Annotated in this window: 28 protein-coding genes; 3 read left to right on the forward strand and 25 right to left on the reverse strand. The window is 58.0% G+C overall.

What is annotated here, in order from left to right:
* Nucleotides 1–119 precede the first annotated feature (119 nt).
* Both MQE22_RS02540 and MQE22_RS02545 read left to right on the forward strand, forming a co-directional pair.
* Nucleotides 120–413, forward strand: coding sequence for a hypothetical protein (locus tag MQE22_RS02540; RefSeq protein ID WP_226826852.1), 294 nt, complete (start codon nucleotides 120–122; stop codon nucleotides 411–413).
* Nucleotides 410–1,303: an ATP-grasp domain-containing protein gene (locus MQE22_RS02545; RefSeq protein WP_215872280.1), complete on the forward strand. Its 894-nt coding sequence runs from the start codon at nucleotides 410–412 to the stop codon at nucleotides 1,301–1,303. Before MQE22_RS02540 ends, MQE22_RS02545 begins: the two co-directional genes overlap by 4 nt.
* Here the strand turns inward: MQE22_RS02545 and MQE22_RS02550 are convergent.
* The 10 genes from MQE22_RS02550 to MQE22_RS02595 form a co-directional block, all read right to left on the reverse strand.
* The gene (locus MQE22_RS02550; RefSeq protein WP_215872279.1) at nucleotides 1,275–1,991 is read right to left on the reverse strand and encodes a lysophospholipid acyltransferase family protein; all 717 of its coding nucleotides are present in this window, start codon (nucleotides 1,989–1,991) and stop codon (nucleotides 1,275–1,277) included. The two genes, MQE22_RS02545 and MQE22_RS02550, sit on opposite strands and share 29 nt — an antisense overlap.
* A gap of 3 nt (nucleotides 1,992–1,994) precedes the next feature.
* Nucleotides 1,995–2,531, reverse strand: a complete 537-nt coding sequence (gmhB, locus tag MQE22_RS02555) for a D-glycero-beta-D-manno-heptose 1,7-bisphosphate 7-phosphatase (protein WP_215872278.1) — start codon at nucleotides 2,529–2,531, stop codon at nucleotides 1,995–1,997.
* Nucleotides 2,528–4,606: a glycine--tRNA ligase subunit beta gene (gene glyS / locus MQE22_RS02560; protein WP_215872277.1), complete on the reverse strand. Its 2,079-nt coding sequence runs from the start codon at nucleotides 4,604–4,606 to the stop codon at nucleotides 2,528–2,530. Before glyS ends, gmhB begins: the two co-directional genes overlap by 4 nt.
* Nucleotides 4,603–5,481 (reverse strand): glycine--tRNA ligase subunit alpha, encoded by an 879-nt coding sequence (gene glyQ, locus MQE22_RS02565; RefSeq protein ID WP_215872276.1) that lies wholly within the window; start codon nucleotides 5,479–5,481, stop codon nucleotides 4,603–4,605. Before glyQ ends, glyS begins: the two co-directional genes overlap by 4 nt.
* 63 nt (nucleotides 5,482–5,544) lie before the next feature.
* On the reverse strand, nucleotides 5,545–5,907 hold the full coding sequence (locus tag MQE22_RS02570) for a roadblock/LC7 domain-containing protein (protein ID WP_215872275.1): 363 nt from the start codon (nucleotides 5,905–5,907) through the stop codon (nucleotides 5,545–5,547).
* A 37-nt stretch (nucleotides 5,908–5,944) separates the two neighbouring features.
* Nucleotides 5,945–6,583: a roadblock/LC7 domain-containing protein gene (locus MQE22_RS02575; protein WP_215872274.1), complete on the reverse strand. Its 639-nt coding sequence runs from the start codon at nucleotides 6,581–6,583 to the stop codon at nucleotides 5,945–5,947.
* Nucleotides 6,580–7,146: a GTP-binding protein gene (locus MQE22_RS02580; protein ID WP_215872273.1), complete on the reverse strand. Its 567-nt coding sequence runs from the start codon at nucleotides 7,144–7,146 to the stop codon at nucleotides 6,580–6,582. The genes MQE22_RS02575 and MQE22_RS02580 overlap by 4 nt, the downstream gene beginning before the upstream one ends.
* A 34-nt stretch (nucleotides 7,147–7,180) precedes the next feature.
* Nucleotides 7,181–8,314: a DNA-binding transcriptional response regulator gene (locus MQE22_RS02585; protein WP_255790067.1), complete on the reverse strand. Its 1,134-nt coding sequence runs from the start codon at nucleotides 8,312–8,314 to the stop codon at nucleotides 7,181–7,183.
* A gap of 11 nt (nucleotides 8,315–8,325) precedes the next feature.
* Nucleotides 8,326–9,810, reverse strand: a complete 1,485-nt coding sequence (locus MQE22_RS02590; protein ID WP_215872271.1) for a type IV pilus assembly protein FimV — start codon at nucleotides 9,808–9,810, stop codon at nucleotides 8,326–8,328.
* A gap of 73 nt (nucleotides 9,811–9,883) precedes the next feature.
* Nucleotides 9,884–10,312 (reverse strand): hypothetical protein, encoded by a 429-nt coding sequence (locus MQE22_RS02595; RefSeq protein WP_215872270.1) that lies wholly within the window; start codon nucleotides 10,310–10,312, stop codon nucleotides 9,884–9,886.
* A 100-nt stretch (nucleotides 10,313–10,412) separates the two neighbouring features.
* On the opposite strand from MQE22_RS02595, the gene MQE22_RS02600 reads away from it, so the two are divergent.
* Nucleotides 10,413–11,504 carry a L,D-transpeptidase family protein gene (locus MQE22_RS02600; protein ID WP_215872269.1) on the forward strand — a complete coding sequence of 364 codons (1,092 nt, stop codon included), beginning with the start codon at nucleotides 10,413–10,415 and terminating at the stop codon, nucleotides 11,502–11,504.
* Here the strand turns inward: MQE22_RS02600 and MQE22_RS02605 are convergent.
* From MQE22_RS02605 to soxX, 15 genes are all read right to left on the reverse strand, one after another.
* The gene (locus MQE22_RS02605; RefSeq protein WP_255790068.1) at nucleotides 11,501–12,199 is read right to left on the reverse strand and encodes a YdcF family protein; all 699 of its coding nucleotides are present in this window, start codon (nucleotides 12,197–12,199) and stop codon (nucleotides 11,501–11,503) included. The genes MQE22_RS02600 and MQE22_RS02605 overlap by 4 nt on opposite strands.
* 90 nt (nucleotides 12,200–12,289) lie before the next feature.
* A complete protein-coding gene (gene lipA, locus MQE22_RS02610) occupies nucleotides 12,290–13,234 on the reverse strand; it encodes a lipoyl synthase (protein WP_215872268.1) in 945 nt (314 codons plus the stop codon).
* The gene (gene lipB / locus MQE22_RS02615) at nucleotides 13,234–13,887 is read right to left on the reverse strand and encodes a lipoyl(octanoyl) transferase LipB (protein ID WP_215872267.1); all 654 of its coding nucleotides are present in this window, start codon (nucleotides 13,885–13,887) and stop codon (nucleotides 13,234–13,236) included. The genes lipA and lipB overlap by 1 nt, the downstream gene beginning before the upstream one ends.
* Nucleotides 13,878–14,144 carry a DUF493 domain-containing protein gene (locus MQE22_RS02620; protein ID WP_215872266.1) on the reverse strand — a complete coding sequence of 89 codons (267 nt, stop codon included), beginning with the start codon at nucleotides 14,142–14,144 and terminating at the stop codon, nucleotides 13,878–13,880. The genes lipB and MQE22_RS02620 overlap by 10 nt, the downstream gene beginning before the upstream one ends.
* A gap of 86 nt (nucleotides 14,145–14,230) precedes the next feature.
* Entirely contained in the window at nucleotides 14,231–15,394 is a 1,164-nt protein-coding gene (locus MQE22_RS02625; protein WP_215872265.1) for a D-alanyl-D-alanine carboxypeptidase family protein, read from the reverse strand.
* Nucleotides 15,395–15,417: 23 nt separating this feature from the next.
* The gene (rodA, locus tag MQE22_RS02630; protein ID WP_255790070.1) at nucleotides 15,418–16,521 is read right to left on the reverse strand and encodes a rod shape-determining protein RodA; all 1,104 of its coding nucleotides are present in this window, start codon (nucleotides 16,519–16,521) and stop codon (nucleotides 15,418–15,420) included.
* Nucleotides 16,522–16,525: 4 nt separating this feature from the next.
* The gene (gene mreD / locus MQE22_RS02635; protein WP_215872264.1) at nucleotides 16,526–17,002 is read right to left on the reverse strand and encodes a rod shape-determining protein MreD; all 477 of its coding nucleotides are present in this window, start codon (nucleotides 17,000–17,002) and stop codon (nucleotides 16,526–16,528) included.
* Nucleotides 16,999–17,832, reverse strand: coding sequence for a rod shape-determining protein MreC (gene mreC / locus MQE22_RS02640; protein ID WP_215872263.1), 834 nt, complete (start codon nucleotides 17,830–17,832; stop codon nucleotides 16,999–17,001). The genes mreD and mreC overlap by 4 nt, the downstream gene beginning before the upstream one ends.
* A 13-nt stretch (nucleotides 17,833–17,845) precedes the next feature.
* On the reverse strand, nucleotides 17,846–18,889 hold the full coding sequence (locus MQE22_RS02645) for a rod shape-determining protein (RefSeq protein WP_226826856.1): 1,044 nt from the start codon (nucleotides 18,887–18,889) through the stop codon (nucleotides 17,846–17,848).
* 206 nt (nucleotides 18,890–19,095) lie between these two features.
* A complete protein-coding gene (soxB, locus tag MQE22_RS02650) occupies nucleotides 19,096–20,823 on the reverse strand; it encodes a thiosulfohydrolase SoxB (protein ID WP_215872262.1) in 1,728 nt (575 codons plus the stop codon).
* A gap of 26 nt (nucleotides 20,824–20,849) precedes the next feature.
* Nucleotides 20,850–21,380: a DUF302 domain-containing protein gene (locus MQE22_RS02655; RefSeq protein WP_215872261.1), complete on the reverse strand. Its 531-nt coding sequence runs from the start codon at nucleotides 21,378–21,380 to the stop codon at nucleotides 20,850–20,852.
* A 49-nt stretch (nucleotides 21,381–21,429) separates the two neighbouring features.
* A complete protein-coding gene (soxA, locus tag MQE22_RS02660) occupies nucleotides 21,430–22,293 on the reverse strand; it encodes a sulfur oxidation c-type cytochrome SoxA (RefSeq protein ID WP_215872260.1) in 864 nt (287 codons plus the stop codon).
* A gap of 65 nt (nucleotides 22,294–22,358) precedes the next feature.
* The gene (gene soxZ / locus MQE22_RS02665) at nucleotides 22,359–22,694 is read right to left on the reverse strand and encodes a thiosulfate oxidation carrier complex protein SoxZ (protein ID WP_215872259.1); all 336 of its coding nucleotides are present in this window, start codon (nucleotides 22,692–22,694) and stop codon (nucleotides 22,359–22,361) included.
* Between the two features lie 32 nt (nucleotides 22,695–22,726).
* Complete coding sequence (soxY, locus tag MQE22_RS02670; protein ID WP_255790073.1) at nucleotides 22,727–23,236, reverse strand: thiosulfate oxidation carrier protein SoxY; 510 nt, start codon at nucleotides 23,234–23,236, stop codon at nucleotides 22,727–22,729.
* A gap of 23 nt (nucleotides 23,237–23,259) precedes the next feature.
* Nucleotides 23,260–23,643, reverse strand: a complete 384-nt coding sequence (gene soxX, locus MQE22_RS02675; RefSeq protein WP_215872257.1) for a sulfur oxidation c-type cytochrome SoxX — start codon at nucleotides 23,641–23,643, stop codon at nucleotides 23,260–23,262.
* Nucleotides 23,644–23,863: the final 220 nt, after the last annotated feature.

The following is a 23,863-nucleotide window of genomic DNA, read 5'->3' on the forward strand; positions in this document are numbered from 1 at the left end:
CCAGACTATGATCCGTTGCCGTGTCCGTTTTGGATCTCTTTATAGTTGACTATTATGCTCTTCTATATTTCCAAAGCCAAGTCAAGGATTTTGTTGCAGGTAGTCAAATGGGAGTGAAGATGGAGGCAAAAACCGATATTGGACAGCGCTGTCGCACATTGTTCGAGAACCCCGCCGTACGCGCCAAGGGTTGGCGGAGCAATCTCTTCTGGCGTCCGGAAAATTCACAAAATCCTTACGGGAGCCTGCGCGTCGATGGGGAAGAACTGGAGGTGCTACTGGCGGCGATTGTCGGGGTAGAGGCGACGTGCCGGCCTGCCCTGGAACAACGGCACCCGGGTCGTGCAGGTTTTATCGAGCGCTCCATTGCGCACGGAGAATTGCCGCTGCTAACCTATCAGAGCGACTCTTGACCTCTGTCGCGATCCTGTCGCGCTATCCGGAGCTCTATTCCACCTGCCGTTTGCAGGAGGCGCTACGCGCAAGGGGGGTAGATGGGCGCGTCCTGCAGCCCGAGCGCTGCGCCCTGCATGTCCAGCAAGGAAAATTCTATCTATATTACGAAGGCCAGATCCTGCCGCCTCCCGAACGGGTACTGCCACGCTTTGGCAGTCCCCTGACCCAACTCGGCGTGCGCCTGCTACGGCAGCTGGCGGCGCAGGGTAGCTATTGCCTCAATGGCGGTGATGCCATCCTGCACGCGCGCGACAAATTTCTGTCCCTGCAAATCCTCGCCGGCGCGTCCTTGCCTGTGCCGGAGACTTGGTATCTTGCCGATGCATCGGCGACGGAAACGGCGCTCGCGCAATTGGGAGCACCACTGGTCAGCAAACTGCTCAGCGGCTCCCAGGGGGTCGGCGTCAACCTGGCAGAGAGCCGCGCGGGCGCACGGGCGCTGGTGGATACCCTGCTGCAGTTGCAACACGAAGCCCTCTTGCAACGCTTTTTGCCCGCAGGAGAGGACTATCGGGTGATCGTCCTTGGCAGCGAGGCGCTGGCGGCCATGCGGCGACGGGCGGGGCCGGGAGAGTTCCGCAGCAATTTACATCGGGCCGGGACGGCAGAGCGCGTGGAGGACGCGGAAGTGCTGGCGCGCTTGGGAAAGTTGGCGCTTGCCGCAACGGCAGCCTTGGACCTGGATTTTGCCGGGGTGGATCTGATGCTCGATGAGCGAGGCGCTCCTGTCATCCTGGAGGTCAATCCCGTCCCCAGCCTGGAGGGCGTCGAGCGCGTGAGTGGCATTGATATTGCGGGAAAGATCGTGGACTTCGCTCTTAGTCGTCGTGTGCAGGCATCTGCCTGATTTCCGCGGCAATCCACTCGCGTAGTCGGTCGGTCACCTGGTTGCTGCGCCCTTCGCCGTTATCAGCCGGGCCAAAATGCAGGTGTAGTTCGCCCGATCGCATGCGCCAGTCGTGGCGTGACCAGAAGCAGCCACTGTTGAGAGCGAGGGGGGTAATGGGTACGCCAGCGCGCTGCGCGAGGGCAACGCCGGTCTGGTGAAAGGCGCCCAATTCACCGCAGCCTTGCCGCGTGCCCTCCGGAAAAATGAGAACGGGAATGCCTGCCCGCAGGCGTTTTTCTCCTTCCTCCAGAACCTGTTTGAGGGCCTGACGTCCCGCTTGACGATTGATGGCGATGGGTTGGCCTAGGGGTAGATACCAGCCGATGATGGGAAAACGCAACAGCTCGGCCTTGAGGACAAAGGACAGACGCGGGAAGTAACGCCATAGCAGCAGGGTTTCGAGGGAGGACTGATGATTGCTGAGAATAACGCAGGGACCGGCCGGTATATTCTCTAGCCCCTGTACGCGATAACGCACACCAATACTCCAAGAAAAGAGGTAGCTCGCGACGCGCGCCCAAGTACCGCAGCCCCAGTAGCGCCAGGATTGGGGTAAGAGAGGGAAGGGCAAAAGCAGCAACGCCCAGATCAGGGTCCACAACGTGAATGACGCATAAAACAGCATGCTGCGCAGGGCACGGAGCATGACTCAGTGGCCAAGCAGGGCGTCGGCGACGGCGGCCAGATTGGCGAAGACGGGAACGCCCTCGGCGCGCGCAGTATCTGCCGCTTTCTTGCCTTTCCCCGTCAGTACCAGGATGGGGCTGGCACCGGCGCTCCGGGCCGCCAGCAGATCGCGGTGGCTGTCGCCGACGGCCGGCACTCCTTGCAGATCGACCTGAAAGCGTTCGCCAATCTCGCGAAACATCCCGGCCTGGGGTTTGCGGCAGGTGCAACCGGCTTCCGGGTGATGGGGACAGAAAAAAATGGCATCGATCCGTCCCCCCGTCTCCGCCAATTCCCGCCGCATGCGGGCATGGATGGAGCCCAAGGCGCGCAGGCTGAACAGGCGCCGGCCAATACCCGATTGGTTGCTGGCTACCACGACGGTATAGCCGGCGCGATTGAAGCGAGCAATAGCCTCCAGACTACCCGGAATCGGCCGCCATTCGGCAGCCGACTTGATGTAGGCATCGCTGTCTTCGTTGATGACGCCGTCGCGATCGAGGATGAGCAGATGCGTCATCCGCGGCCCTGCAGCTGGGAAAAATCGGCGATCTGCAAAAACGCGCCTTGCAGCGCCTGTAATAGCGCCAGACGTTGTCCCCGGAGCGCACGATCCTCGCAGAGTACCATCACTTCCGCAAAGAAGCGGTCCACCGGATCGCGCAGGCTGGCAAGGGTCACCAGTGCGTGATGATAGTTCCTGTCCTTGAGGTCATCTTCAACGGTTTTCGCAATGGCCGTCCAGGCGTTCCACAACGCCTTTTCCGCGGCCTCCAGCAACAAGTCGGGACGCAGGTCCGGAGTTTCCTGGCTTCCTTCCTTACGCAAGAGATTACTGACACGCTTGATCAGCGCGGCCAAATCATCGGCGCGCGGATCGCTGGCGAGGAAGGTGCTGAGACTCTCCAGGCGATGTTGGGCGTCGAGGGGATCATCACCGGCCACCGCCAGAATCGCCGCAATTTGGTCGGCGGCGAAGCCCTCTTCGCGAAAGATCACGCGCAGCCGGTCCTGGAAGAACTCGCCGAGCTTCGCACTGGGTTCCGCGCCAAGAAGTAGTGTCGCGGCATAGGCACCGCGACCCATCTGCGTGAGCGCAGCCAGGGAGAAAGAGTGTTCTCCTTCCAGTGCAATGCGCAGAATGCCCAGGGCGGCACGACGCAGGGCAAAGGGATCGCGGTCGCCGGTCGGGATTTTTCCCAGCGCAAAAAATCCATAGAGGGTGTCGATACGATCCGCCAGAGCCAACGCCTGCCCGGCAGGCGAAGCCGGGATGGCGTCATCGCGCCCTACCGGCCGATACTGTTCGCCGATGGCCTGGGCCACCGCCGCCGATTCGCCGTCATGGCCGGCATAGTAGGCGCCCATGATGCCCTGTAGTTCCGGAAACTCTCCGACCATGCCGCTGAGCAGATCACTTTTGCAGAGTTGCGCGGCACGCCGGCAATCCTCGGGATCGGCGCTAAGCATCGCCGCCACCCTGGGGGCTAGATTTTGCAGGCGCCGTACCTTGTCGCCTATGCTGCCCAGACCGTCCTGGAAGGAGACCTGGTCCAGATCGGAAATCCAGGCGACCAGGCTGCTTTTGCGGTCCTGGTCCCAGAAAAAGGCCGCATCAGCCAGGCGCGCGCGCAGTACTCGATTGTTGCCATGAATGACGACCTGCGCATCGCGGCTTTCGAGGTTGGCAATAAAGAGATACCGTGCTGCCAGCTTCCCTTGCCGATCGCGCAGAGGGACATAGCGCTGGTGCTGAATCATCACCGTGATCAGCACTTCCTCCGGGATGCGTAGATATTCTTCGGCAAAGCCGCCCGCCAGGGCAACGGGCCATTCGCAGAGCCCGGTGACTTCATCAAGGAGGGCATCGCCAAGCACGGGTGTACAATCCAGCTCGTGCGCCAGGCGTTGTAGTTCCCTGGCGATATAGGCGCGGCGCTCCTGCCAATGGGCGCGGACCTGTGCTTGCAGCAAGGCTTGCGCATAGGTCTGGGGCTGGACGACTGGCACGGGGCCAGAATGATGGACGCGATGACCGAAACTATGAGCCTCACTTTGCAGGCCAAAGGCCTGCCAGGATAAGCACTGGTCAGCGAAGCGGAGCAGCAACCAACGAATGGGACGGGAGAAACTTTCTTCGCGCTTGCCCCAACGCATTCGCTTGCGCAAAGGTAAGGACTCCACCCAGCGCGTGGCCAGATCCGGCAAGAGCGCCGTTACGGGACGGGACGGATGCTGGATACGCCACGCCAGCACAACGCCTTTTTCGGTTTCCAAGCGTTGAAGATCGCTGACGGCGACACCGCAAGAGCGGGCGAACCCCTCAGCCGCCGGTGTTGCCTTGCCGTTGACAAAAGCCCGTTCGAGCGCCGGTCCGCGGCGGAGTTCTTCCTCGGCCCGTGTGGCACTGGCGAGCTCGTGAATGAGTAGCGCAATTCGACGCGGAGAAACGTAGGGGAGGATCTCGCCATACTCGATGCCGCTTTCGTCCAGCAGGCGGGCCATGATCTCTACGGCGCTTTGCTGCAGCTGCTGTTGTTCCGCTGCCGGTAGTTCCTCGCAACCGATTTCCAGTAACAGGGGATGGGGCTTCATGCGTCACCTCCCTGCAACAAGGGGTGGCCAAGCTCGGCGCGAGCCTCGGCATAGATTTCCGCTACCGCACGCGCCATATTCCGTACCCGGCCGATGAAGCGTGCCCGCTCGTTGACGGCGATGGCATGGCGGGCATCGAGCAGGTTGAAGGTGTGGGAGCAGTCGAGCACCCGTTCATAGGCGGGCAGGGGCAGCTTGGCGGCGATGAGACTCTGACAATCGGCTTCGGCGCGGTCAAAGCGTTGCCTTAGATCGTCTACGGGAGCCAGCTCGAAATTGTAGCGGGACTGCTCCACTTCGTTCTGGTGATACACGTCGCCGTAGCTTACGCCCGGTGTCCAGATCAGATCATAGACACTTTCAACGCCTTGCAGATACATGGCCAAGCGCTCCAGGCCATAGGTGATTTCGCCCATTACCGGGCGACAGTCCAGGCCCCCAACCTGCTGAAAATAGGTGAACTGCGTCACTTCCATGCCGTTCAGCCAGACTTCCCAGCCCAGACCCCAGGCGCCCAGGGTGGGTGATTCCCAGTCGTCCTCTACGAAACGAATATCCTGCAACGCAATGTCGATGCCGAGGCGGCGCAGGGATTCCAGATAGAGCTCCTGCAGGTTACTGGGATTGGGTTTGAGTACCGCCTGAAACTGGTAATAGTGCTGTAGCCGGTTGGGGTTGTCGCCATAGCGGCCATCGGTGGGACGGCGTGAGGGTTGTACGTAGGCAGCACGCCAGGGTTCCGGACCGATTGCCCGTAAAAAGGTTGCTGGGTGAAAAGTGCCTGCACCCACGGGCATGTCCATGGGTTGCAACACCACACAACCCTGTTCACTCCAGAACTGTTGTAACTCTTGGATGATTTCCTGAAAAGTCATGGCGACCCCGCTGCACGAGGACGCCAATTATGGCCGAACGTCCGGTATCAGGAAAGTCTGGGCTCACAGAAGTTCCGCAATACCTTGGGCGGCGCGCTTCGCATCCAGAAAAATCAAGCCGAGTTTTGCTTCCTTTCTGGCAATTACGGTGAGAACGGCATCGTGTCCGGCATGAATGAGCAGGACGTATCCGGAATCTCCCTTGATCATTACTTGTTCCAGCTCACCGCGGGCCAGCTCCGCTGCCGTTCGGTCGCCCAGGGACAGCATCGCGGCAGCCATGGCACCGACGCGATCCTCGTCCATGTTGCCGGCCAGCAGGGAGGCGATGGTCAATCCATCGGTGGATATGACTGCAGACGCCTCGATGTCGGCGGAAGAGCCGTTGAGGTCACTGAGGATGGATTTAAGCATTTCTTCACGCATGGCGTTAAAACTCCCAATAAAATAAGGACGAAGACATTTAGCGATACCGTTGATCGAGTATTTGCACAAGGGTGACGAAGGGCTGGCTCTGAAGTAGAGGAGTGCCGCCGATGATCAGCATAAAACGCTGTGGACCAATAAAGAGCGGCCAGAATCCGAGCTCGGACTGTCCCGCGGGGTCGACCAGTGCCCAAGTTTCACTGTGGATGCGGAGATTGTTGCGCAATAACCTCCCGTGTCGGCCCTGCAGGCTGAGCAAATCAGCGGAAAGTCCGGCAAGCTCCTCCGCGGATTCATGTAAGAAGCCCGATGTGGACAGGTAAAAACCGTTTTCATCGGCAAGTAGAGCGCGTTGCCCGTCCGATAGCTGCGCCAGCAAGCCAGGGAGGATGTCTTCCAGACGCTGCTCGGGGGGGTGGCGTGGCTCGGGATTTCCGCGGATCAAACCCAGACGTTGCAGGCGGAAAATACTGCGCAAGGCGTCATCCGGTGCGTCCAGTCGGGTCCAGCGGCAGGCAGTTTCGCGGCCGAAGGGCGCGCGCGATCCCTCGCGAAGAATGTGGAACAGAATCGATCGGTTACCTTCCAGTTCCGGGCCGGAGCTGACGTAGAATGCACCCGCTGGCGTCAACTCCGCATACAGAGGGCGCTCAGCAGTGACGAGTTCGATGCTCATGGGAGCATTCCCAGACCAGGATCGATGGAGAAAAGTAGTGCCATGACCAGGTTCTTCACGTCTTCTTTGTTGCGTCCATCAACCTCAAAGATTGGTGGAACAGGATTGAGCATGTGCAGATCCTGACCGACCTCCGCGAGCATCTTTGCGTAGTCTGCGGTGTCCGGGCGGGAGTTGAGATCGGTCTTGCTGATGCCCAGGACCACCGGAACATCGGCAATGTAGTCCTTGAATGCATGCAGGAAGAAATGCATGTCTTTTTGCGGATTGGGGCGGGTGTTGTCCAGCATCAATATCAGACCGAGACCGCCGGTAGTCAGGATATCCCACATGAAATCAAAGCGCTCCTGTCCGGGGGTGCCATATAAATGTACCTTGCTCTTGTCGCCAAGATGCAGAATCCCATAGTCCATAGCCACGGTGGTGTGGCCTTTACGGTTTATGGTCATGTCTGACGCTCTGGCGTCTGTAGAGATGATGGGTACATCAGAGATGGCAGATATCGCTGAAGTTTTGCCTGCGCCAACCGGGCCAGTGAAAACGATTTTATTGTCCTCTCTCATAAATAAATCTCCCGGTTATTGTACATTTCCATCACTATAGCCCTGCAATTTTTGACAGCAGACGGCCAAGAAAACCGCGTTTCGCGGGGCTCGGCCGTTGCGCTTCCGCCAGTGTGCTCGAGGGGATCGCTGGCTCTGACGTCATCCCGGATACGGGGCTATATTCCAATAACTGCAAGGCATCAGCCGCGGCAAGAAAGTTGAAGAGCGCCTGAGAATGTACCTGCAACATGCGTATGGTCAATGCCGGGGATGCCGGTGAGCGGGCGAGAAAGGCCGCCAAACGTAATGCCTCGGGTAGTGGGTACAAACGCGTGAGATTGGGCCACCGGCGCAATTTTACCGGACGATTCAATGGAATTTTCTTGCTCAGACGACCATCCGCAGCGATTGCGTGAATCTGCCAAAGGTATTCCGTAAGCGTCAGCGAATGAACGGAGTCGTTATCGGTGAAAGAGGCGCCATCTCGGAGAATTAGGTTCTCTTCTCCTTCCCGAAAGATTGCTTGTGCCTCTTCCATGCTGACACTGGCGTCAACCTTTTCCTGCTCTGGGATAATCCGCCAGAGCAATCTTCCATTACGTCGATCGACGATTCCTACGGAAATTTGATCGCGGATGGCCCGCTGAACCAGCGCGAGAAGGCCCTGCTCTGGATCGAAGTAATCGATTTGATTCGGATCAAAACTGGGTTTCTCTCTCTCCAGCACCGGCGCGGGCTGCTGCACACTCGTGGAGATTTTCTCTGGAGTCGCTGCTGCAGAATTTAGGACCTGCCCTACCGGTTCAGAGGGCTGCTGCACAGGCGATTCACGGGTCGTTGGCGATGGCTGCAGCAACTGCTCCAGCGCGGGGAACAGAGTTTCCATGCGAATTGGTTTGGTCAGCGTCACGAACTGGGGAAAGTTGTTGGGGACTACCGTCGTGGCAAGCAGCGGAATCTCGGGGTTTTCCTTACGAAATTTGTCGGCTTCCGCCAGCCCGTCGGGGGAATCCAGATCGGCAATCGCCACGTCTGGAGCTTGGCGGTCGTCCGCTTCGAGAAATCTATAATTTGCCTTACGGTTCATGCGAAAGGCCATGCGAAATACGGCCTCTTTTCGGGTATCGAGGCCAATCCCGCGTACCAGAGTCGAAGGAGTTCCCGCAATCTGTGCCTTGTCAGTCATGGTTTTTCTCCTCAGGCGGTAGCGCTGATGTCTCGCTGTAGGCGCTCAGACAGGTGATACAGCTGGCGCAGGATGGCCTCGTCAGGTTGTGGGTCACTATGGATGATCTTTCTGCTGAATCGAGCAAAACGATCGCGTGCTTGCATACGTTCATACATTTCCAGTAACGGGAGGAAATAACCGGACTTTCGCGGCGAGGCAAGGGCTGACTGCTCCAGCAAATCGACGGCTTCCTCTACCTGGCCATAATCGAGGAGCATGTTGAAATCGCGTAGAATTGGATCATCGGCATCTACTTCAGCAATCTCCCGGTCGCGCCGTAGGCGCTCTTCCACCAGTTGCGCGCTGCTCACCGGGATCGTGCTGGTGGGGACATACAATTGATATTTTTCTGCGAGACTCGGCAGCACCTGATTTTCTCTCCCTTCACTATTTTCCAGGTCATTATATAGACGGTCTTGTCCCAGCTGCCTTCCTACGTTGAGCAAGCGCTGGCGTAAGGCCTTTCCCAGACCCCAGAGGATGATGTGCAAACGCAGCAAGGCGCGGGCAAAGTCCTGCTTGTTCTCTTGTTCATAAAGAATCTGCAAAAGCAATACATGGAGGCGCAGTCGCTTCGGGTGTAAAACCGCCTGTCGCTGCAGGAGATTTACGGCGGCGGCGTTCTGACTCGTTTCCCTCAATAACTGGACGGCATGGGTCGTGCCGACAAGGGTGCTGACGACAAGAATCTCTTCCTCATCGAGCGGAGATAGCGGCTCTGAACCATAGAGCAAGGCGTCTGCGGGCATCTCCTCTTTTCGCTCCTGCTCCACTGCATGCCTTTGAAATGCGTGCAGGGGAATATCGTTTAGTTCGAGCGGCTCGGGATGCACAATTGCCTGTTGCAGGTCGCGATGAAGAGAACCTAGCTCCAGCTGTTCCTGCTCGCGCGCCAGAAGGTTCTCCTTGTGGAGGGGTTGCTGACGGCCCAGTTCCTGTTCGATATTTTCCAGACTGAGATGCAGTCGGGTTTCGGCCAACACGCGCAGTGGCAGGTTTTGTGGGTCCTTCTGCAGGCATTGCAGGATCAGACTCTGGACTGCGTGAAGGTCCAGAACTTGCCGGTCGAGGTCCTCCTCCAATATTTCCGCGAGATGCTGATAATCTCCTGCCTCGTTATAAAGATTCCGGAGCCGGCTTCTTTGCTCCAAGTCCTGCGGGTGATGTTCGGCATACCAGCGAAGAGCCGTGGTTGCCTGATCAATGTGCCCGTAAGCAAGATAGATCTCGACCTCATCCAAGATGCCGACTTCTTCGATTTCGGCCACTGCTATCGGAGGGTTGGTTACTGCCGGCAGTGGCGGTTGAGGAGCCGGTATGGCAGCCGCCACCGGGTTTTCAGATGCCTTTCGGGTACCCGTGGCTTTGCGCCCCCATAACTTCCAGAGGATCGCTGCTGCCACCAAAAACACGGCTGCACCGATCAGTATCAGACTCGTCGTGGGGAGGTGCATGGCTTGTGACTCGAGGCTCCTGGATGATCCGCAATGGACTTCGAGGAGGTAGATAGATGCTTTTGTCGACCTGTCAACGCCCGAGTAGACGTGCGATTTCCTGTAGACGTCTGCTGCTGCCGCGGCTTGGGTGTTCTCTCAGTGCCATTTCGGCGTAGCCATGGAAAAACTCGGGCAAGGCGCGCAGGATCACCGGTAGTCGTTCGCGACTGGCGCGCGCAATGCGCCATTCGCTGCGCGGCTCTCCCTGTCCGGCGTAGCTGCATACCGCCAGCCCCCAAGCGCGCTCGCTACCCGTCCAATGGTGTTGGGCGATGCGCAGACGATGCAGGTTGGGTTGTATACCCAGCCCAACGCCGGGTCCGTCGTAGAGGATCTGCTGGTCTGTGGCGATGTCGGCGAGGAGATGATCCAGAGGAACGAAGGCTGCACGCAGGGCCTCCGTCCTGGGCGTTTCCTCTTGCAGATGGCGCCGTAGCTCGAGAAGAAAGGGTGATTCCACTTTTTGCTCCATTTTCGGTAAAATCGCAACGTTATAACAGGATCAACTGGCCGCGCAGAATAGAATTAAGGATTCTGCCAGCCTCCCGAGTGAGGTTGCAATGCTGCAAAACACGCTACGAAAAATTTTTCTTGTCGGCTGTATCGCTCTGGCCCCGCTCGCCGCACTTGCGACGGTGTTCCCCCTGCCCGAGCAGGGCAACATGGTCGGGAACCTGCAAGCCGTCACCAGCCATCGCGATGACACGCTGCTCGATATCGGTCGGTTCTACGACATCGGCTATAACCAGGAGGTTGGCGCCAATCCCGGGGTGAATCCCTGGCTGCCAGGACAGGCCAGCAAGGTTGTCATTCCCAACGAGTACGTGCTTCCCTCCGGACCCTGGAGCGGAATCGTTGTCAACATTCCCGCCCGGCGCATCTATTTCTTCCCGGAGGGGCGGGGGGTGGTATTCACCTACCCGGTCGGGGTGTTCCTGCCGGGCTGGAAGGAGAGCCTGACCACCACCAGCATCATCCAGAAATTCAAGATGCCAGCCTGGAATGTCCCAAAAAACATCCATGCTTGGTTTGAAAAGAAGTTTCATATGGATATTCCGTGGTATTGGCCGCCAGGTGCGGAAAATCCCATGGGGGAGTTGGCCATGGAGACGGGGCTCTCGGGAATCTTCATTCATGGCACCTACCATCCGTGGGGCATCGGTATGCGCTCCAGTCAGGGCTGTTTCCAGATGTATCCGGAGAATGTCGCGCAGCTCTTCCCCATGGTGCCGGTAGGCACTTCTGTGCGTATCATCGATGAGCCCAACATGGTGGGCGAACGCAACGGACAGATCTACCTGCAGTGCTACAAACCGTTGCATGCGTATCACAAAGACGGACCAACAGATCTCCAACGCGCAGTAGTTGCCATCAAGCAGTTTATGGCGGCCAATCATTTGCACGAGGAGATCGACTGGGCGCGGGTACGGCGCATGGTTGCCGAGCACAACACCGTGGCCCTGCCGATCGGGGTGGGCACACCTACCTACGCCACCCTGGCCCAGGCGTTGCCCGCCAAGCCTTATGCGTACGCGCCATATGGACCCGCTGCCAATGGTGCTGCCGTTCCTCCGCCACTTCCGCTTGCGAGCGCAGCCAACCAGGATCAAATCAACGTCAAGGTCTATCTGCCCGGACAGAAGCCGAGTTAAAACTGCCCGGTGCGCCAACGATACCAGAGGAGGCCAGCATACTCGTGCATGGCCTCACTGCTGATTTCTTCATAAATTGCGCGTGGCAACCACGACTGCCAGGAGAGAGGCGTCGCCTGTCCCATCCGGTAGTCGCAGGGTACGGGCGTTGGCAGGAGACCATAATGGCGGAACCAGGCCATGGCCCGTGGCATGTGGACCGCCGAAGTCACCAAGTAGATACGGCGAATGTCATGCTGGCGCAACAACGCGGCGCTGTCCTTCGCATTCGCTGCGGTGTTGTACGACTTCCCTTCCAACCAGATGGGGTTGTCGATATGAAAACTGTCCCGGAGTAACGCCGCCATGGTCGCTGCCTCGCTGGGCGCACCAAAACTCGGCGCACCGCCACTGGGTACCACGGGTAGATCGACTTGTTGTGCCAGCGCGGCGGCCGCCTGTAAGCGCATCAATGTTCGGGCATTGGCCATTTCGGGCACCGGCCGATCTGGATTGACGATCTCGCCACCACCCAGCACAACGATCGCTTGCGGTGCCGAGTCTCCATGCAGGGGATGCAAAAGCGGTGGATAGCGATCTTCTAGAGGCTGCAGCAGGAGACGCGCACCAAGCGGAGTAGCTGCAAAATAGATTCCCAGTAGGGCGACTACGATCAGGAGTCTACCCAGGGAATGCCAACCCAGTAGGGCGCTCACCAGGACACCAACGCCAGCCAAACTCAAAAAAATACCTGGCGGCTGGACCAAGGCGGAGCCGAGGCTGAGAAGATAGATCGGCGTCACGCGCTACAGTGGATCAGACCATTCGCGGAAACTATGTTCGGCATGGTAGGAGGAGCGTACCAAGGGGCCGGCTGCCACGTGACGAAATCCCATCTCCCGGCCGATGTGCTCCAGTTGCGCAAACTCATCGGGCGCCACATAGCGTTGCACGGGGTAATGATGGCGCGAGGGCGCCAGATACTGTCCGAGGGTGAGCAGCGAACAACCGACAGCGCGCATATCGCGCATCACTTCGATGATCTCCCCGATTTCCTCCCCTAGACCCAGCATGAGGCCTGACTTGGTCGGGACATCTGCATGGCGCTCCCCATAGCGGCGCAGAAGCTCCAAAGAATGCGCGTAGTCTGCGCCTGGCCGCGCCTGGGCATAGAGCCTGGGTACGGTTTCCAGATTATGATTGAGCACATCGGGGGGGCATTCGGCCAGCGCATCGAGGGCCTTGTCCAGACGTCCGCGAAAGTCTGGAACGAGGATTTCGATCTGCAGCTCCGGACATTGCCGACGCAATGCGTCGATGACCGCAGCAAAGTGTCCGGCACCACCATCGCGCAGGTCGTCGCGGTCGACGGAGGTCACCACAACAAATCGTAACCCCATCTGCGCAACGGTCTGTGCCAAGTGCGCAGGTTCCTCCGGATCAGGAGCCGTTGGTCGGCCATGGGCAACGTCACAGAAGGGACAGCGTCGAGTGCATAGATCGCCGAGGATCATGAAGGTCGCCGTACCGCCACCAAAGCACTCTCCCAGATTGGGACAGGAAGCCTCTTCGCAGACCGTATGCAGGTTTGCCTGTCTGAGAATCGTCTTCAATTCGTCCACACGTGGGTTCAATGGCGAGCGCACTCGCAGCCAGTCGGGCTTGCGCTGACGCGGCGACGGCTCGGCAACGACGGGAATGGGCACGGGATTGCGACGGACCTTTTCCTCACCCCGTTCGGCGTTTGCCATCAGCTACCCCCTTTGTGCAAGGGCCGTCCAAGGGCAATGGAGAGACTGTCGAGTAGCTCCTGGGCCACGGTTTCCGAGGGCAGATCTGGGCAGAGGCTGCGCACTTGTGTGACTTCCAGGCCGGGGCTACCACAAGGGTGAATGCGCTGAAAAGGGCTGAGATCCATGTCGGTGTTCAGGCTCAATCCGTGATAACTGCGGCCCTTTTGAATGCGCAGTCCCAGGGAGGCAATTTTGGCTCCCTGTACATAGACCCCCGGGGCGTCGCGGCGTGCTTGGGCGCTGATGCCGTGTTGCGCAAGCAGGTGGATGACGGCATTTTCCATGGCCTGCGTCAACTGCCGCACATTCCAGCCGCAGCGCGCGAGATCAATAAGGAGGTAGGCTACCCATTGGCCGGGACCGTGATAGGTCACCTTTCCGCCGCGATCGCTGCGGATGACGGGAATGGGACCGGGGTCGAGAACGTCCGCTGCGTCGGCATTGCGCCCCAGGGTGAAGACCGGGGGATGTTGCAACAACCAGATCTGATCAGGAGTCGTTTCGTCACGTTGGCGAGTGAATTCGCGCATGGCGTCGAGCACAGTGAAGTAGGGCAGAAGACCCGGCCAGCAGCGCACAGAAATGGCTTCGTCGGAGAGCTCTACAGGCATAGCATCACCCCCTCGATTTCCTGCACTGCCGCATAGATGGCCTGCAGCTGTGTGGCACTGGTTACCGTTACTGAGCAAGTGACGGCGCTATACTTGCCACCACCACTAGCGCGCACGCTGAACGCCTGTTGCGGTATATCTGGCACATGCACGGCGATGGCTGCCTGCACGGCGCCGAGCAGATCGTCGTGCTGACCAATGGCCTTCACGTGATGGATATGGGGAAAATCGTCCGGCCCCTCGCCTGGCGTTTCCATGCCTGCTCCTCGTCGCGCCTCGTCTCGTCCGTGGCATCTACCACTGCATGGTAGTGCTTCCACGGCATCAGGTGAAGTCCCAGGCCTTAGATGGCGCTGCGGACGCGGTGCCACAGCTGGCCGAGCCAGGATGCCTTGCTCACTGCAGTGCTGGCGAGGACCGGCACGCTGCGCACGACCTTGCCATCCAGAGTCACCTGCAGTTGTCCCAACACTGTCCCCTTGGTGAAGGGTGCCTGCACCTTTGGATCCCATAGCAAGTGGGTTTGCAGATCGGTGGCGTGACCACGCGGAATGGTGACAATCAATGGCTCGGCGACGGTGACGGGCACTTGCATGGGTGACCAATCACTGTGGGACGCTACCCCCACCTGCTTGCCCGCCACCGCCAGTTCCTGATTTTCGTAGAAACGATACCCATAATTCAGAAGGGCTTCGATAGCGTCCGTACCGGAAGACCAGCTAGGCGCACCCATCTCCACGGCAATCAGGCGCCTACCATTGCGCTCGGCGGTGGCATCGATACAGTGCCCAGAGGCATCGGTAAGTCCGGTCTTCAAGCCGTCGACACTGGGGTCGCGAAACAATACCGGATTCCAGCTGCGCTGCGTGATCTTATTGTACGTATAGGATTTGAGCTTGGTGATCTGCAGAACTTGCGGATATTGTTGGATCAGATGACGCGATAAAACGGCGACATCGTAAGCGGTCGTATACAGGTTGTCGTCGGGTAAGCCGTCCACATTACTGTAGCGTGTTGAATGCAGTTGCAGCTTTGCTGCGGCATGGTTCATCAAGGTGACGAAAGCCTCTTGGCTTCCCCCGATGGCCTCGGCAAGGGCCACCGCCGCGTCATTGCCAGAGTCGATCAAGAGCCCGTGCAGTAGCTGGTCTACCGTCACCGGCAGGCGCGGTTGTAAAAACATGCGGGAACCACCGGTTTTCCATGCCGCGTCCGAGACCGGGATGGATTCCTGCAGATGCAGGCTGCCATCGGCAATCGCCTGGTAGGTGAGATAGGCCGTCATCAGTTTGGTCAGGCTGGCGGGTGCGCGGCGCAGATCCGGAACTTTCGCCGCAATGATCTGCCCAGTTTGAGAATCCATCAGAACGTAGCTCGCCACATTCGGCAAGGAGGGCGCCGGTGGAATCGGCAACTGCGGCGTTGGGGTAACGGCCATTGCCAAAGTGGAGAAAGCAAAAAGTAAGGTAGCCAGTACACTGTTGAAGAAAGTACGCATAGAAGCCATGAACATCCTGCTGAAAAGGTGGGTTAGTCGTGGAGTCGGGGGTGCGAGTGAATGGACATGAGAATACCCAAACCAACGAGAAAGGTCAGCATCGCCGTGCCACCGTAACTGATGAGTGGCAAGGGTACACCCACCACGGGGAGAATCCCGCTGGTCATTCCCATATTGATGAAAACATAGAGGAAAAAAGTAAGACTGAGGGTGCCGGCGAGCAATTTCCCAAAGCGGGAGCGGCTCTCGAACGCAATGACCAGGCCGCGCAGAACGATGAGGAGGTACACTGCCATCAGCAGCAGTACTCCGACCAGGCCAAACTCCTCGGCGAAGCCGGCAAAGACGAAATCGGTCTGCGCCTCGGGCAGGAAATCCAGGTTGACCTGGGTGCCATGAAACCAGCCCTTGCCAAAGATGCCGCCCGAACCGATGGCGATCATACTCTGGATGATATGATAGCCGGCACCGAGCGGATCGCGTTGCGGGTCGAGAAAGGTGAGGATGCGTTCCTTTTGGTAGCCATGTAAAAAGTGCCAAAGCACCGGACCGCTGATGGCGGCAAGCAGAATCAGGGCAATGAACCAGCGTCGTCGCACGCCCGCCAGCCACATGGCAAAGAGCCCCGCTGCCGCGATTTGCACGGCAGTACCGAGGTCAGGTTCCTTGGCGATGAGGAGAAAGGGCACCCCAATCAACACAAAGCCAATGACCGTGGGTCGCCACAGGCGCACATCGTCCACTTGCGAATAGTAATACGCGAGCATCAGCGGTAGGGCGAGTTTGACCAGCTCGGAAGGCTGAAAACTCAGGGGTCCAACGCCCAGCCAGCGTTTGGCCCCCATGCTGGTTTCGCCAATGACCAAGGTCAGCAGCAGAAGCACGATACCCACGGCATACAGGGGCGGGGCCCAGGCCCGCAGGCGCTCGGGCGGCGTATTGGCGATAGCGATCATGACGCAAATGCCGATGGTGAAACGCAGGAGTTGTGCCCATACTACGTGAAGATTCTGTTGGCTGGCACTGTAGAGCACTGCCAAGCTGATTCCCATAAGTAGCAAGATGCCGGTCATCAACGCGGGATCGATATGGCTGAGAATGCGGGCGAGACGTTGTGGCCAGTTGCTGGGGTTCATCTGCTCATCTCCTCAGTTGCGGCCAGTGGCGCTGCATTAGATCGAGAAGATACGTCAACAGCGGCCAAAGAGCGGCGCCCAGCGCTGGTCCAATGAGGAGAGCGTTGTGCCAGGCAATCGGCCGCAGCAAAAGCGGCCAGAGCCAGGCAGCGAGCTGCTGGGCGAGAAGCAAAAAGAAGATAAAGAAGAGCTGTTCCCATGGTGGGAGCCGTCGTACCCGGTTCATCCAGGTATAGAGCAAGACCAGCATGAGTACGAGGGAGATTGCCTGAGCGCCGAGAAGATCGCCGAGGAGCAGATCCTGAAGCAAACCGATTAGCCAGATAAGGACATAGCTCAGTGCCTGTTCGCTGCTCAGAGCCCAGTACAGAATGAGCAGCGCGACAAAGTCGGGGTGCAACTGCGCGTAGAGGGGGCCAAACGGCAGCGATTCCAAGAGAAAGGCCAGGAGAAAGCCGACGAACAGAGCCCCCGCCTTCATCGATCCGACGAATGGCGGGTCTGCGGCCAAAGCAGTAGGATGGTGTTCAGTGCCGCCAGATTAGCGCTCGGGCGCACAGTAATCTGGGCAAAAGGACCGCCGTTCTTGCGTTCAACGCCTTCCACCACGCCCAATGGCAGACCTGGCGGGAAGCGGCCACCCAGTCCGGAAGTGACCAGCTCCGTCCCCGGTACAAGTTTTGTGTCACGTGACTGAAAGGGAACGGACAATGCCCGCAGGTTCCCCTGCCCATCCACCAGTATTGGTTCATCACCTCCCAGAGGTTGCGCAGGAATGGAACTGGATAGGTCCGACAGGAGACTGATTCTGGCGTTGTCGCGGCTGACGGTGACCACCTGCCCAATTACGCCGCCGGGTGCGAGGGCCGGCTGACCGACATAGACACCTTCCGCCGAGCCCGCATTGATGGTGATTTGTTGACTTCCGGCGAGCAGACTCTGCGCCTCGATCTGCGCCACCGTCACCCGGCCTGGGGCAGTGGGAAAACTATCCAGCAAAGCAAGAAGCTGGCGATTCTCCGCACGTAATACGGGGAGCGCAAGGTTCTGCATTTCCAAGGCATGCAGGCGTTGCCGAAGGTCCGTGTTTTCGCTCTGCAGCGCCGCCTGTCCCTGTAGGTACTGGTTACCAGCCAACCACACATCACGCACCTGACCATTGAGCCAGAGGATCGGGCGCGCCAGACTCAGACCGAATTGTTGCAGGTTGGGGTGTCCAACACTGTAAAAGCTCAGTGCCGCGCTGACTGCGCCCAGCAGAACAAGGCGCAATAGCGATGGAAGCGGACGACTCAGCGACATGCCAGGCATTGGCGTCTACGCTTCACTCTTCCGCAAATACCTCGCCCAGACGCTCCAACTCTTCGAGCGCGCGACCGCCACCGCGAGCCACACAGGTGAGAGGGTCCTCGGCAACGATTACTGGCAAGCCAGTTTCTTCCATGATTAAACGATCGAGGTCGCGCACCAGGGCACCGCCGCCCGTCAGCACCATGCCGCGCTCGGCGATGTCACCGGCGAGTTCTGGGGGGGTCTGCTCCAGGGCCAGCTTGATGGCGCCGACGATCGCGCCGAGGGGCTCCTGCATGGCCTCGAGGATTTCGTTGCTGGAGATACTGAAGGTGCGTGGCACCCCCTCGGCAAGGTTGCGTCCGCGCACCTCCATGCTCAGCGTGTCGCTCAAGGGGTAGGCGCAGCCAATGGTTTTCTTGATTTCTTCGGCAGTGCTTTCGCCAATCAACATGCCATAGTTGCGGCGGATATAGTTGACGATGGCTTCGTCCATCTTGTCGCCGCCGACGCGCACGCTCTGCGAGTAGACGACACCGCCGAGGGCAATCACGCCGACTTCGGTGGTGCCACCGCCAATATCCACTACCATCGAGGCGGTGGGTTCGGCAACAGGCAAGCCCGCGCCAATGGCCGCGGCCATTGGCTCCTCGATGAGGTGCACTTCCCGAGCACCGGCGCTCTGGGCGGACTCCCGAATGGCGCGCCGTTCGACTTGGGTTGCGCCATAGGGAACGCAGACGATGATGCGCGGACTCGGGCTCAGAAAGCGCTGGGGATGGACGCGTTTGATGAAGTGCTTGAGCATCGCTTCGGTAATCTGAAAGTCGGCGATGACCCCATCCTTCAGCGGACGGATGGCAATGATGTTGGCCGGTGTGCGTCCCAACATGCGTTTTGCCTCTTCGCCAACGGCTTGGGTGCGTCGGTCCGCGCCGTGACGACCGATACGGATCGCCACCACCGAGGGTTCAGAGAGGACGATGCCTTTGCCGCGCACATAGATCAGGGTATTCGCCGTGCCGAGGTCAACTGCTAGATCGCTCGAAAACAGTCCAAGAAAGCGCTTGAATATCATTTAGTCGTGATCCTGCATGGGGGGTCCAGAAGCCAATGCTGTTAGCGGGCCGTGCGCCTGCGCAGCGGTCCAATAAATGTTCGGCCAGTCTAGCAGAAGCCATGGCAAAGCCCAAGAACCGGTAAGCGACTGAAACTGTAGTGATTTGGCTACAAAAAAGCCGGCGCAAATGGCCGGCCGAGTCCGCTCGTTACCAGATTGTCCTGTTACAATTTATAGGTTTTGGGGAAGGCGATACCGTGATTGCTGCGCATATCGGCATTCAACACTGGCAGCTCCACCTTCTTCACTTCCACATGTTTCTGGCTCTGCAGCCAGCTGCCAAAGACCTCCCAGACCGGCTTGCCTTCCACCGGCTGCATGGCGGCCCAGCCGGCGACCTTGTACTTTTTGCTGGCACTGGCCAATTTGCCCCCAATACGCAGATTGCTGATGCGATGATAGATCTTCTCGTCTGGGTTAAAGTCGTACTGAATGTTGCCGACGCGGATCATGTCACCGCCCTGCTGGTAGTACGGGTTCGGATTGAAGATGTTGTCGGCCACCTGCTCCATGATGTTTTTGATCTGCTCGCCGGTGTAGTTGTTGACCGTGACCTGGGGGTAGGTGATGGCCGTCTGCCCCATGACATCTTCCATGGTGATGGTTTCCCCAGGCAGCTTGCAATAGCCCCAGCGGAAACCAGGGGAGAACGACGCCTCGCAATTCATTTCAGCGCGCAAGGCGTCGCAGAGGAGCTGATCGAAAGTGCCATTGAAGTTGTCACGCCGATAGAGCAGGCTGCCCGTGGTCGCCAAGGGCTGCTGCAATTTTTCCAGATACGGCTTGCGCACCCCGTCGATGTACTCGCTCATTGCGGCATCGGCGGGGATCAGGTTGGAGAACACTGGCAGATAATGGAAGCGCCAGCCATTGAGCTTGCCTTTGCCGACATCGAGATCGAAGCGCGCGAGGATCTTGCCATTGGTACTGGTATTGATGACCAAGGTCTGGTTCACCTGGAAAGGCTTGGGACCCATGATGTCGTGGGTATGCCCCCCGAGGATGATGTCGATCCCCCTGACCAAAGAGGCCATTTTTTTGTCCACGTCAGCACCATTATGCGACAGGACAACCACCAGATCAGCCTTTTTGTCATTGCGACACTCGTCTACCATCTTTTGCATGTGCTCGGTATGAATGCCAAAGCCCCAGTCAGGAATCATGTAGCCAGGGTTCGCAATGGGAGTGAACGGGAATGCCTGGCCGATCACGGCAATGCGACGACCGCTGATTTCGTGAATCTGATAGGGCTGAAAGACGGGCTCCTGCCAGGTGTTGCTGAATACGTTCTGCGCCAGGAACTTGGCCTTCAGCTTATTTTTTACCAGATATTCGACCTGCTTCTGACCATAGGTGAATTCCCAGTGACCGACGAAGTCATCGACGCCGAGCAGATTCTGTGCGCCAACCATATCCTCACCCTTGGTCCAGAGTGCGGTCGCGGAACCCTGCCAAGTATCTCCACCATCGAGCAGCAGGGCGCGATTGCCGAGCTGTTCGCGATAGCGTTTTACCAGCGTCGCAATATGCGCATAGCCACCAATTTTGCCGTAGTGCTTGGCGAGGGTATCGTAATCCAGGCAGGAGTAGGTGTATTCGTCGCGTCCGCTGTGGGCCAGGCCATAATAATCGAGCATCCACTTGCCGCAGAGGTGTGGAGTCTGATTCAGAACCGGGCCGACACCGATATTCGTATCGGGTTCACGCCACCAGACCGGCAGAAGCTGGGCATGGGAGTCGGTCATATGCAGCAGTGTCACATTACCGTAAGCGGGAATATCGTAGGGGTCCTTGTCGCTCCCCCAGGCGGCCTGGATGGCTCCGGGCGCAAAAAAGCCGCTAGCCCCGGCCACACCCAAAAGTTGCAAGAAATCTCTTCTACCCAATTGCATGACAGTAATACCTCCCCAATTCTTGTTTATAGGCCGCCAGATTTGGCCTGCTTCATTACGGTGATGATCTGTTTATCGAGCTCTTTGGCCACTTTTTCCGCTTCGGCATTCTTTGGAAAATAGCGCAGTGCATAGGTGGGCAAATAGGTCATGAGTTTCAATTGACCATGACTTTCATACATAACGATCTTGCACGGGGCGAAAGCGCCAAACTCCGGAGTGCTCTGTAAAATCTTCGCGCCCAGTACGAGATTGCACACCTCATAAATCACGTAGGGTGTATTGCTTTTGATGCCGCGCTCCTGTAAACCCTGCTGCACATCCAACGTGCCGACGACATTCATGTTTTCCGCCTCGGCACCGCTGCTGATACCGAGCTTGATCTGAGCGGGCGTCACCCCTCGGTCGACAGCTACGACATACAACGGCGAATCCGTGTTGATTTTGGGCATGCCGGAAACCGGCGCCGTAACGAGTGCAGCGTGGGCGATACAGGCGAAGCCAGCGCTGGCCAAGGCAACGCTGAGTTTTGCCGCAAGGGGTGCGATACGAAACATGGACAACTCCTCTGGTACGACAGATGTGATCAGCTGAAAGCTCGTCGCCTTACGGCCGGTAGCCGGGAACATTCATCTTGATGCCATTGCTGAGATAACTCATGAAATATTCCAGATTGCGATAGTCGACGCTCTCCAATTTTTCGGGTTGCGCACCTACCTTCTTATCGCAGCCTTCCATACGTTTTTGCAGGGTATTTACCGCCGACCAAGCCGCCCGATAGGTGGGGAAATGGGCACTCTGACCAACGACCGGAGAGATGATCTGGTCGCGCAGATATTTCCCGGCATAAGCGACATGGCAAGAAGCACAGGAGAAGTTGAGTTGCCCGCGCTTCATGAAGAAATAGGCCTTGCCCTCTTCAAATGCTTTCACCGCGCCCGGCCCTTTGACCTGTACATCGACCGGCATACCGTTGGATAGCGACCCAAGATAGGTCTGCAGCGCGATCATGTCCTGACTGCCGTATGACAGCGGCGCCTCGCCGTTGGCTTTGCGGCAGGCATTGATGCTCATACCAATGGTAACGACTTGTTTGGTCTTGCTATCAAACATTGGATAGTGCGCGGCAACGCCTTTGCCGCCGTCGGGATAGCAACTGGCGTAGGTTTTTCCGTTTTTGAACTTGCTGTCCCAGAGTTTCTGCCCTTCGGAGAGAGTCAAATCTCCTGGATTAAACTGCATGGCCTCCTGATATTGCGCGTAGAGTTGGGGACTAAAGGCATAGGCACCCAGTGCGTATTTTTCCAACGGCATATTGGGGAATTGCTGTTTGAAATATTCATGAAATTGCTGCAGGGTCTGTTCCGGTCCGACCTTGGTATTCCCCAGGTCCCACCAATTCACCGCATTGGCTGCGATGCTGTTACCGGCAAGCGCCACGACAACAATGGGTACGAGCCATTTTTTCATTGCGATTTCCCTCCCTTTTTATGGAAATCGGCGCAGTGCGTTATGCACTGCGCTGTAGAGTACTGCTAACTCACGGTAATTTTGGAGTCTGCGCTCCAGCTACCATTGGTATTGTCTTTCCATACCATTTTTAAGGTACCACTTTCTTCCGCACGCATTTTGAACGCCAGATAGGGGTTGGAGCTGACCGCAGTACTCCAGTCGATGTCCAACAGCGGCTTGTCGTTGAAAGTGATCGTTACCGTCTGAATAAAATGTGCTGGGATCAATTTTCCCGTTTTTTTGTCTTTCTGGAGACCGGTAGTCATCGGGTTCATGATCAGGGAGCGAATCTCCACGATCTCTCCCTTTTTCGCGCTACCGGGCATGCGGATCATCGGGTTGCCAAGTGCTTCTGCCATGGTATGTAGCTCCTTACGAAAATCGAAAAAAATCAGCCGCCGCAGCCGCCAATGGTGACTTTGACTTCACGGGGTGCCGAGGCCATCAGTTCCCCTTTGTTGGTTTTGGCGACGACCCGAACATTGTCGGTTTTCGCCATCTTGATGCGTTCCTGAATGTAGGCCTTGCCACAGGCTGGAGTGAAAGTGAACTGGCTGGCCAGAGGGGTAGGGTTATGATCGACGAAGAGCCAGACGGTGCTGATGTAGTCATCCGTCGTCATGGGAGAGTCGACTTCGATTGTGACCGGCACAGCGCCACCGTTTTCGGCGATCGTTGGGGCCTTGAGTGAAACTTTGGACGAAACGGGTACGTCGGTCTTGCCGATCGAGTCGCCCATGGCCTCGTCGAGCACCTTGGCGTCGAAGGCCTTGGCTGGCCAGCCTGCGACGTTGCCGGCGAAGGCGTTGCCTGCCCGCAAAAGGCCGGTACCGGCGACGGCAGCTACGGCAGCGGCGGTGACGCCGGTGCCGAGGAATTGTCTACGTTGCATTTGCTTCATGTATATACTCCTCAACGGATGATTTATTTCAACGACCAGAGATAATCAGCAACTTGTTCCAGTTCTTGATGAGTCAGAACCTTGTTTTTTCCAAACTCCGGCATGTTTGCGTAGGGAAAAAGTTTTTCCGGATCAGACAGAAAGGCGACCAATTTTTCCTTGGTCTGAAACATTTGTTGAAAGGTTACGCCTTTCATCGGTAGGGCCGGGCCTACATCACCTGCTTGCGTGCCGCCGGGAAGGGCGTGGCAGGCCAGGCAGTTTCCCTTGGCACGGTCAAAGGCCAAGGCGCGACCAGCTTCAATGTTATTGACCGCTGGGGCAGCGCTGGCAGCCGCAGCGACCAACAATAGGGCGCCAGCCAATCCAGTAAGAATCCCCGCGCGTGTGCGTCTATGAGCGTTCATGATGACTCCTGTGGTGCTGCCCGGTTTCTTCCCCGGTGCGCCATTACTCAGCAGATTTCGTGCCAGCTGTATTGGGGGGCGTTAGCTCCGGATGGATGGGGCGCGAGAAATCCTGTTACGCATTGGAAAATCAGTTTGTTATCCCGCAACTTCTTGTCCGAGCCACGGTCTGATAGCGGGGTAGTTCGCAGGAACAAACAAAAAGCCCCGGACCAGCGCC

Source organism: Acidithiobacillus sp. YTS05 (genome assembly GCF_024396695.1).
In the GTDB taxonomy this organism is placed as follows: domain Bacteria; phylum Pseudomonadota; class Gammaproteobacteria; order Acidithiobacillales; family Acidithiobacillaceae; genus Igneacidithiobacillus; species Igneacidithiobacillus copahuensis.

Excerpts from the sequence above, each read along its gene's own strand:
- MQE22_RS02540 (WP_226826852.1), top strand. The coding sequence starts at position 120 with ATGGAGGCAAAAACCGATATTGGACAGCGCTGTCGCACATTGTTCGAG.
- MQE22_RS02550 (WP_215872279.1), bottom strand. The coding sequence starts at position 1,991 with ATGCTCCGTGCCCTGCGCAGCATGCTGTTTTATGCGTCATTCACGTTG.
- gmhB (WP_215872278.1), bottom strand. The coding sequence starts at position 2,531 with ATGACGCATCTGCTCATCCTCGATCGCGACGGCGTCATCAACGAAGAC.
- glyS (WP_215872277.1), bottom strand. The coding sequence starts at position 4,606 with ATGAAGCCCCATCCCCTGTTACTGGAAATCGGTTGCGAGGAACTACCG.
- glyQ (WP_215872276.1), bottom strand. The coding sequence starts at position 5,481 with ATGACTTTTCAGGAAATCATCCAAGAGTTACAACAGTTCTGGAGTGAA.
- MQE22_RS02570 (WP_215872275.1), bottom strand. The coding sequence starts at position 5,907 with ATGCGTGAAGAAATGCTTAAATCCATCCTCAGTGACCTCAACGGCTCT.
- MQE22_RS02575 (WP_215872274.1), bottom strand. The coding sequence starts at position 6,583 with ATGAGCATCGAACTCGTCACTGCTGAGCGCCCTCTGTATGCGGAGTTG.
- MQE22_RS02580 (WP_215872273.1), bottom strand. The coding sequence starts at position 7,146 with ATGAGAGAGGACAATAAAATCGTTTTCACTGGCCCGGTTGGCGCAGGC.
- MQE22_RS02585 (WP_255790067.1), bottom strand. The coding sequence starts at position 8,314 with ATGACTGACAAGGCACAGATTGCGGGAACTCCTTCGACTCTGGTACGC.
- MQE22_RS02590 (WP_215872271.1), bottom strand. The coding sequence starts at position 9,810 with ATGCACCTCCCCACGACGAGTCTGATACTGATCGGTGCAGCCGTGTTT.
- MQE22_RS02600 (WP_215872269.1), top strand. The coding sequence starts at position 10,413 with ATGCTGCAAAACACGCTACGAAAAATTTTTCTTGTCGGCTGTATCGCT.
- lipA (WP_215872268.1), bottom strand. The coding sequence starts at position 13,234 with ATGGCAAACGCCGAACGGGGTGAGGAAAAGGTCCGTCGCAATCCCGTG.
- lipB (WP_215872267.1), bottom strand. The coding sequence starts at position 13,887 with ATGCCTGTAGAGCTCTCCGACGAAGCCATTTCTGTGCGCTGCTGGCCG.
- MQE22_RS02620 (WP_215872266.1), bottom strand. The coding sequence starts at position 14,144 with ATGGAAACGCCAGGCGAGGGGCCGGACGATTTTCCCCATATCCATCAC.
- MQE22_RS02625 (WP_215872265.1), bottom strand. The coding sequence starts at position 15,394 with ATGGCTTCTATGCGTACTTTCTTCAACAGTGTACTGGCTACCTTACTT.
- rodA (WP_255790070.1), bottom strand. The coding sequence starts at position 16,521 with ATGAACCCCAGCAACTGGCCACAACGTCTCGCCCGCATTCTCAGCCAT.
- mreD (WP_215872264.1), bottom strand. The coding sequence starts at position 17,002 with ATGAAGGCGGGGGCTCTGTTCGTCGGCTTTCTCCTGGCCTTTCTCTTG.
- mreC (WP_215872263.1), bottom strand. The coding sequence starts at position 17,832 with ATGCCTGGCATGTCGCTGAGTCGTCCGCTTCCATCGCTATTGCGCCTT.
- MQE22_RS02645 (WP_226826856.1), bottom strand. The coding sequence starts at position 18,889 with ATGATATTCAAGCGCTTTCTTGGACTGTTTTCGAGCGATCTAGCAGTT.
- soxB (WP_215872262.1), bottom strand. The coding sequence starts at position 20,823 with ATGCAATTGGGTAGAAGAGATTTCTTGCAACTTTTGGGTGTGGCCGGG.
- MQE22_RS02655 (WP_215872261.1), bottom strand. The coding sequence starts at position 21,380 with ATGTTTCGTATCGCACCCCTTGCGGCAAAACTCAGCGTTGCCTTGGCC.
- soxA (WP_215872260.1), bottom strand. The coding sequence starts at position 22,293 with ATGAAAAAATGGCTCGTACCCATTGTTGTCGTGGCGCTTGCCGGTAAC.
- soxZ (WP_215872259.1), bottom strand. The coding sequence starts at position 22,694 with ATGGCAGAAGCACTTGGCAACCCGATGATCCGCATGCCCGGTAGCGCG.
- soxY (WP_255790073.1), bottom strand. The coding sequence starts at position 23,236 with ATGAAGCAAATGCAACGTAGACAATTCCTCGGCACCGGCGTCACCGCC.
- soxX (WP_215872257.1), bottom strand. The coding sequence starts at position 23,643 with ATGAACGCTCATAGACGCACACGCGCGGGGATTCTTACTGGATTGGCT.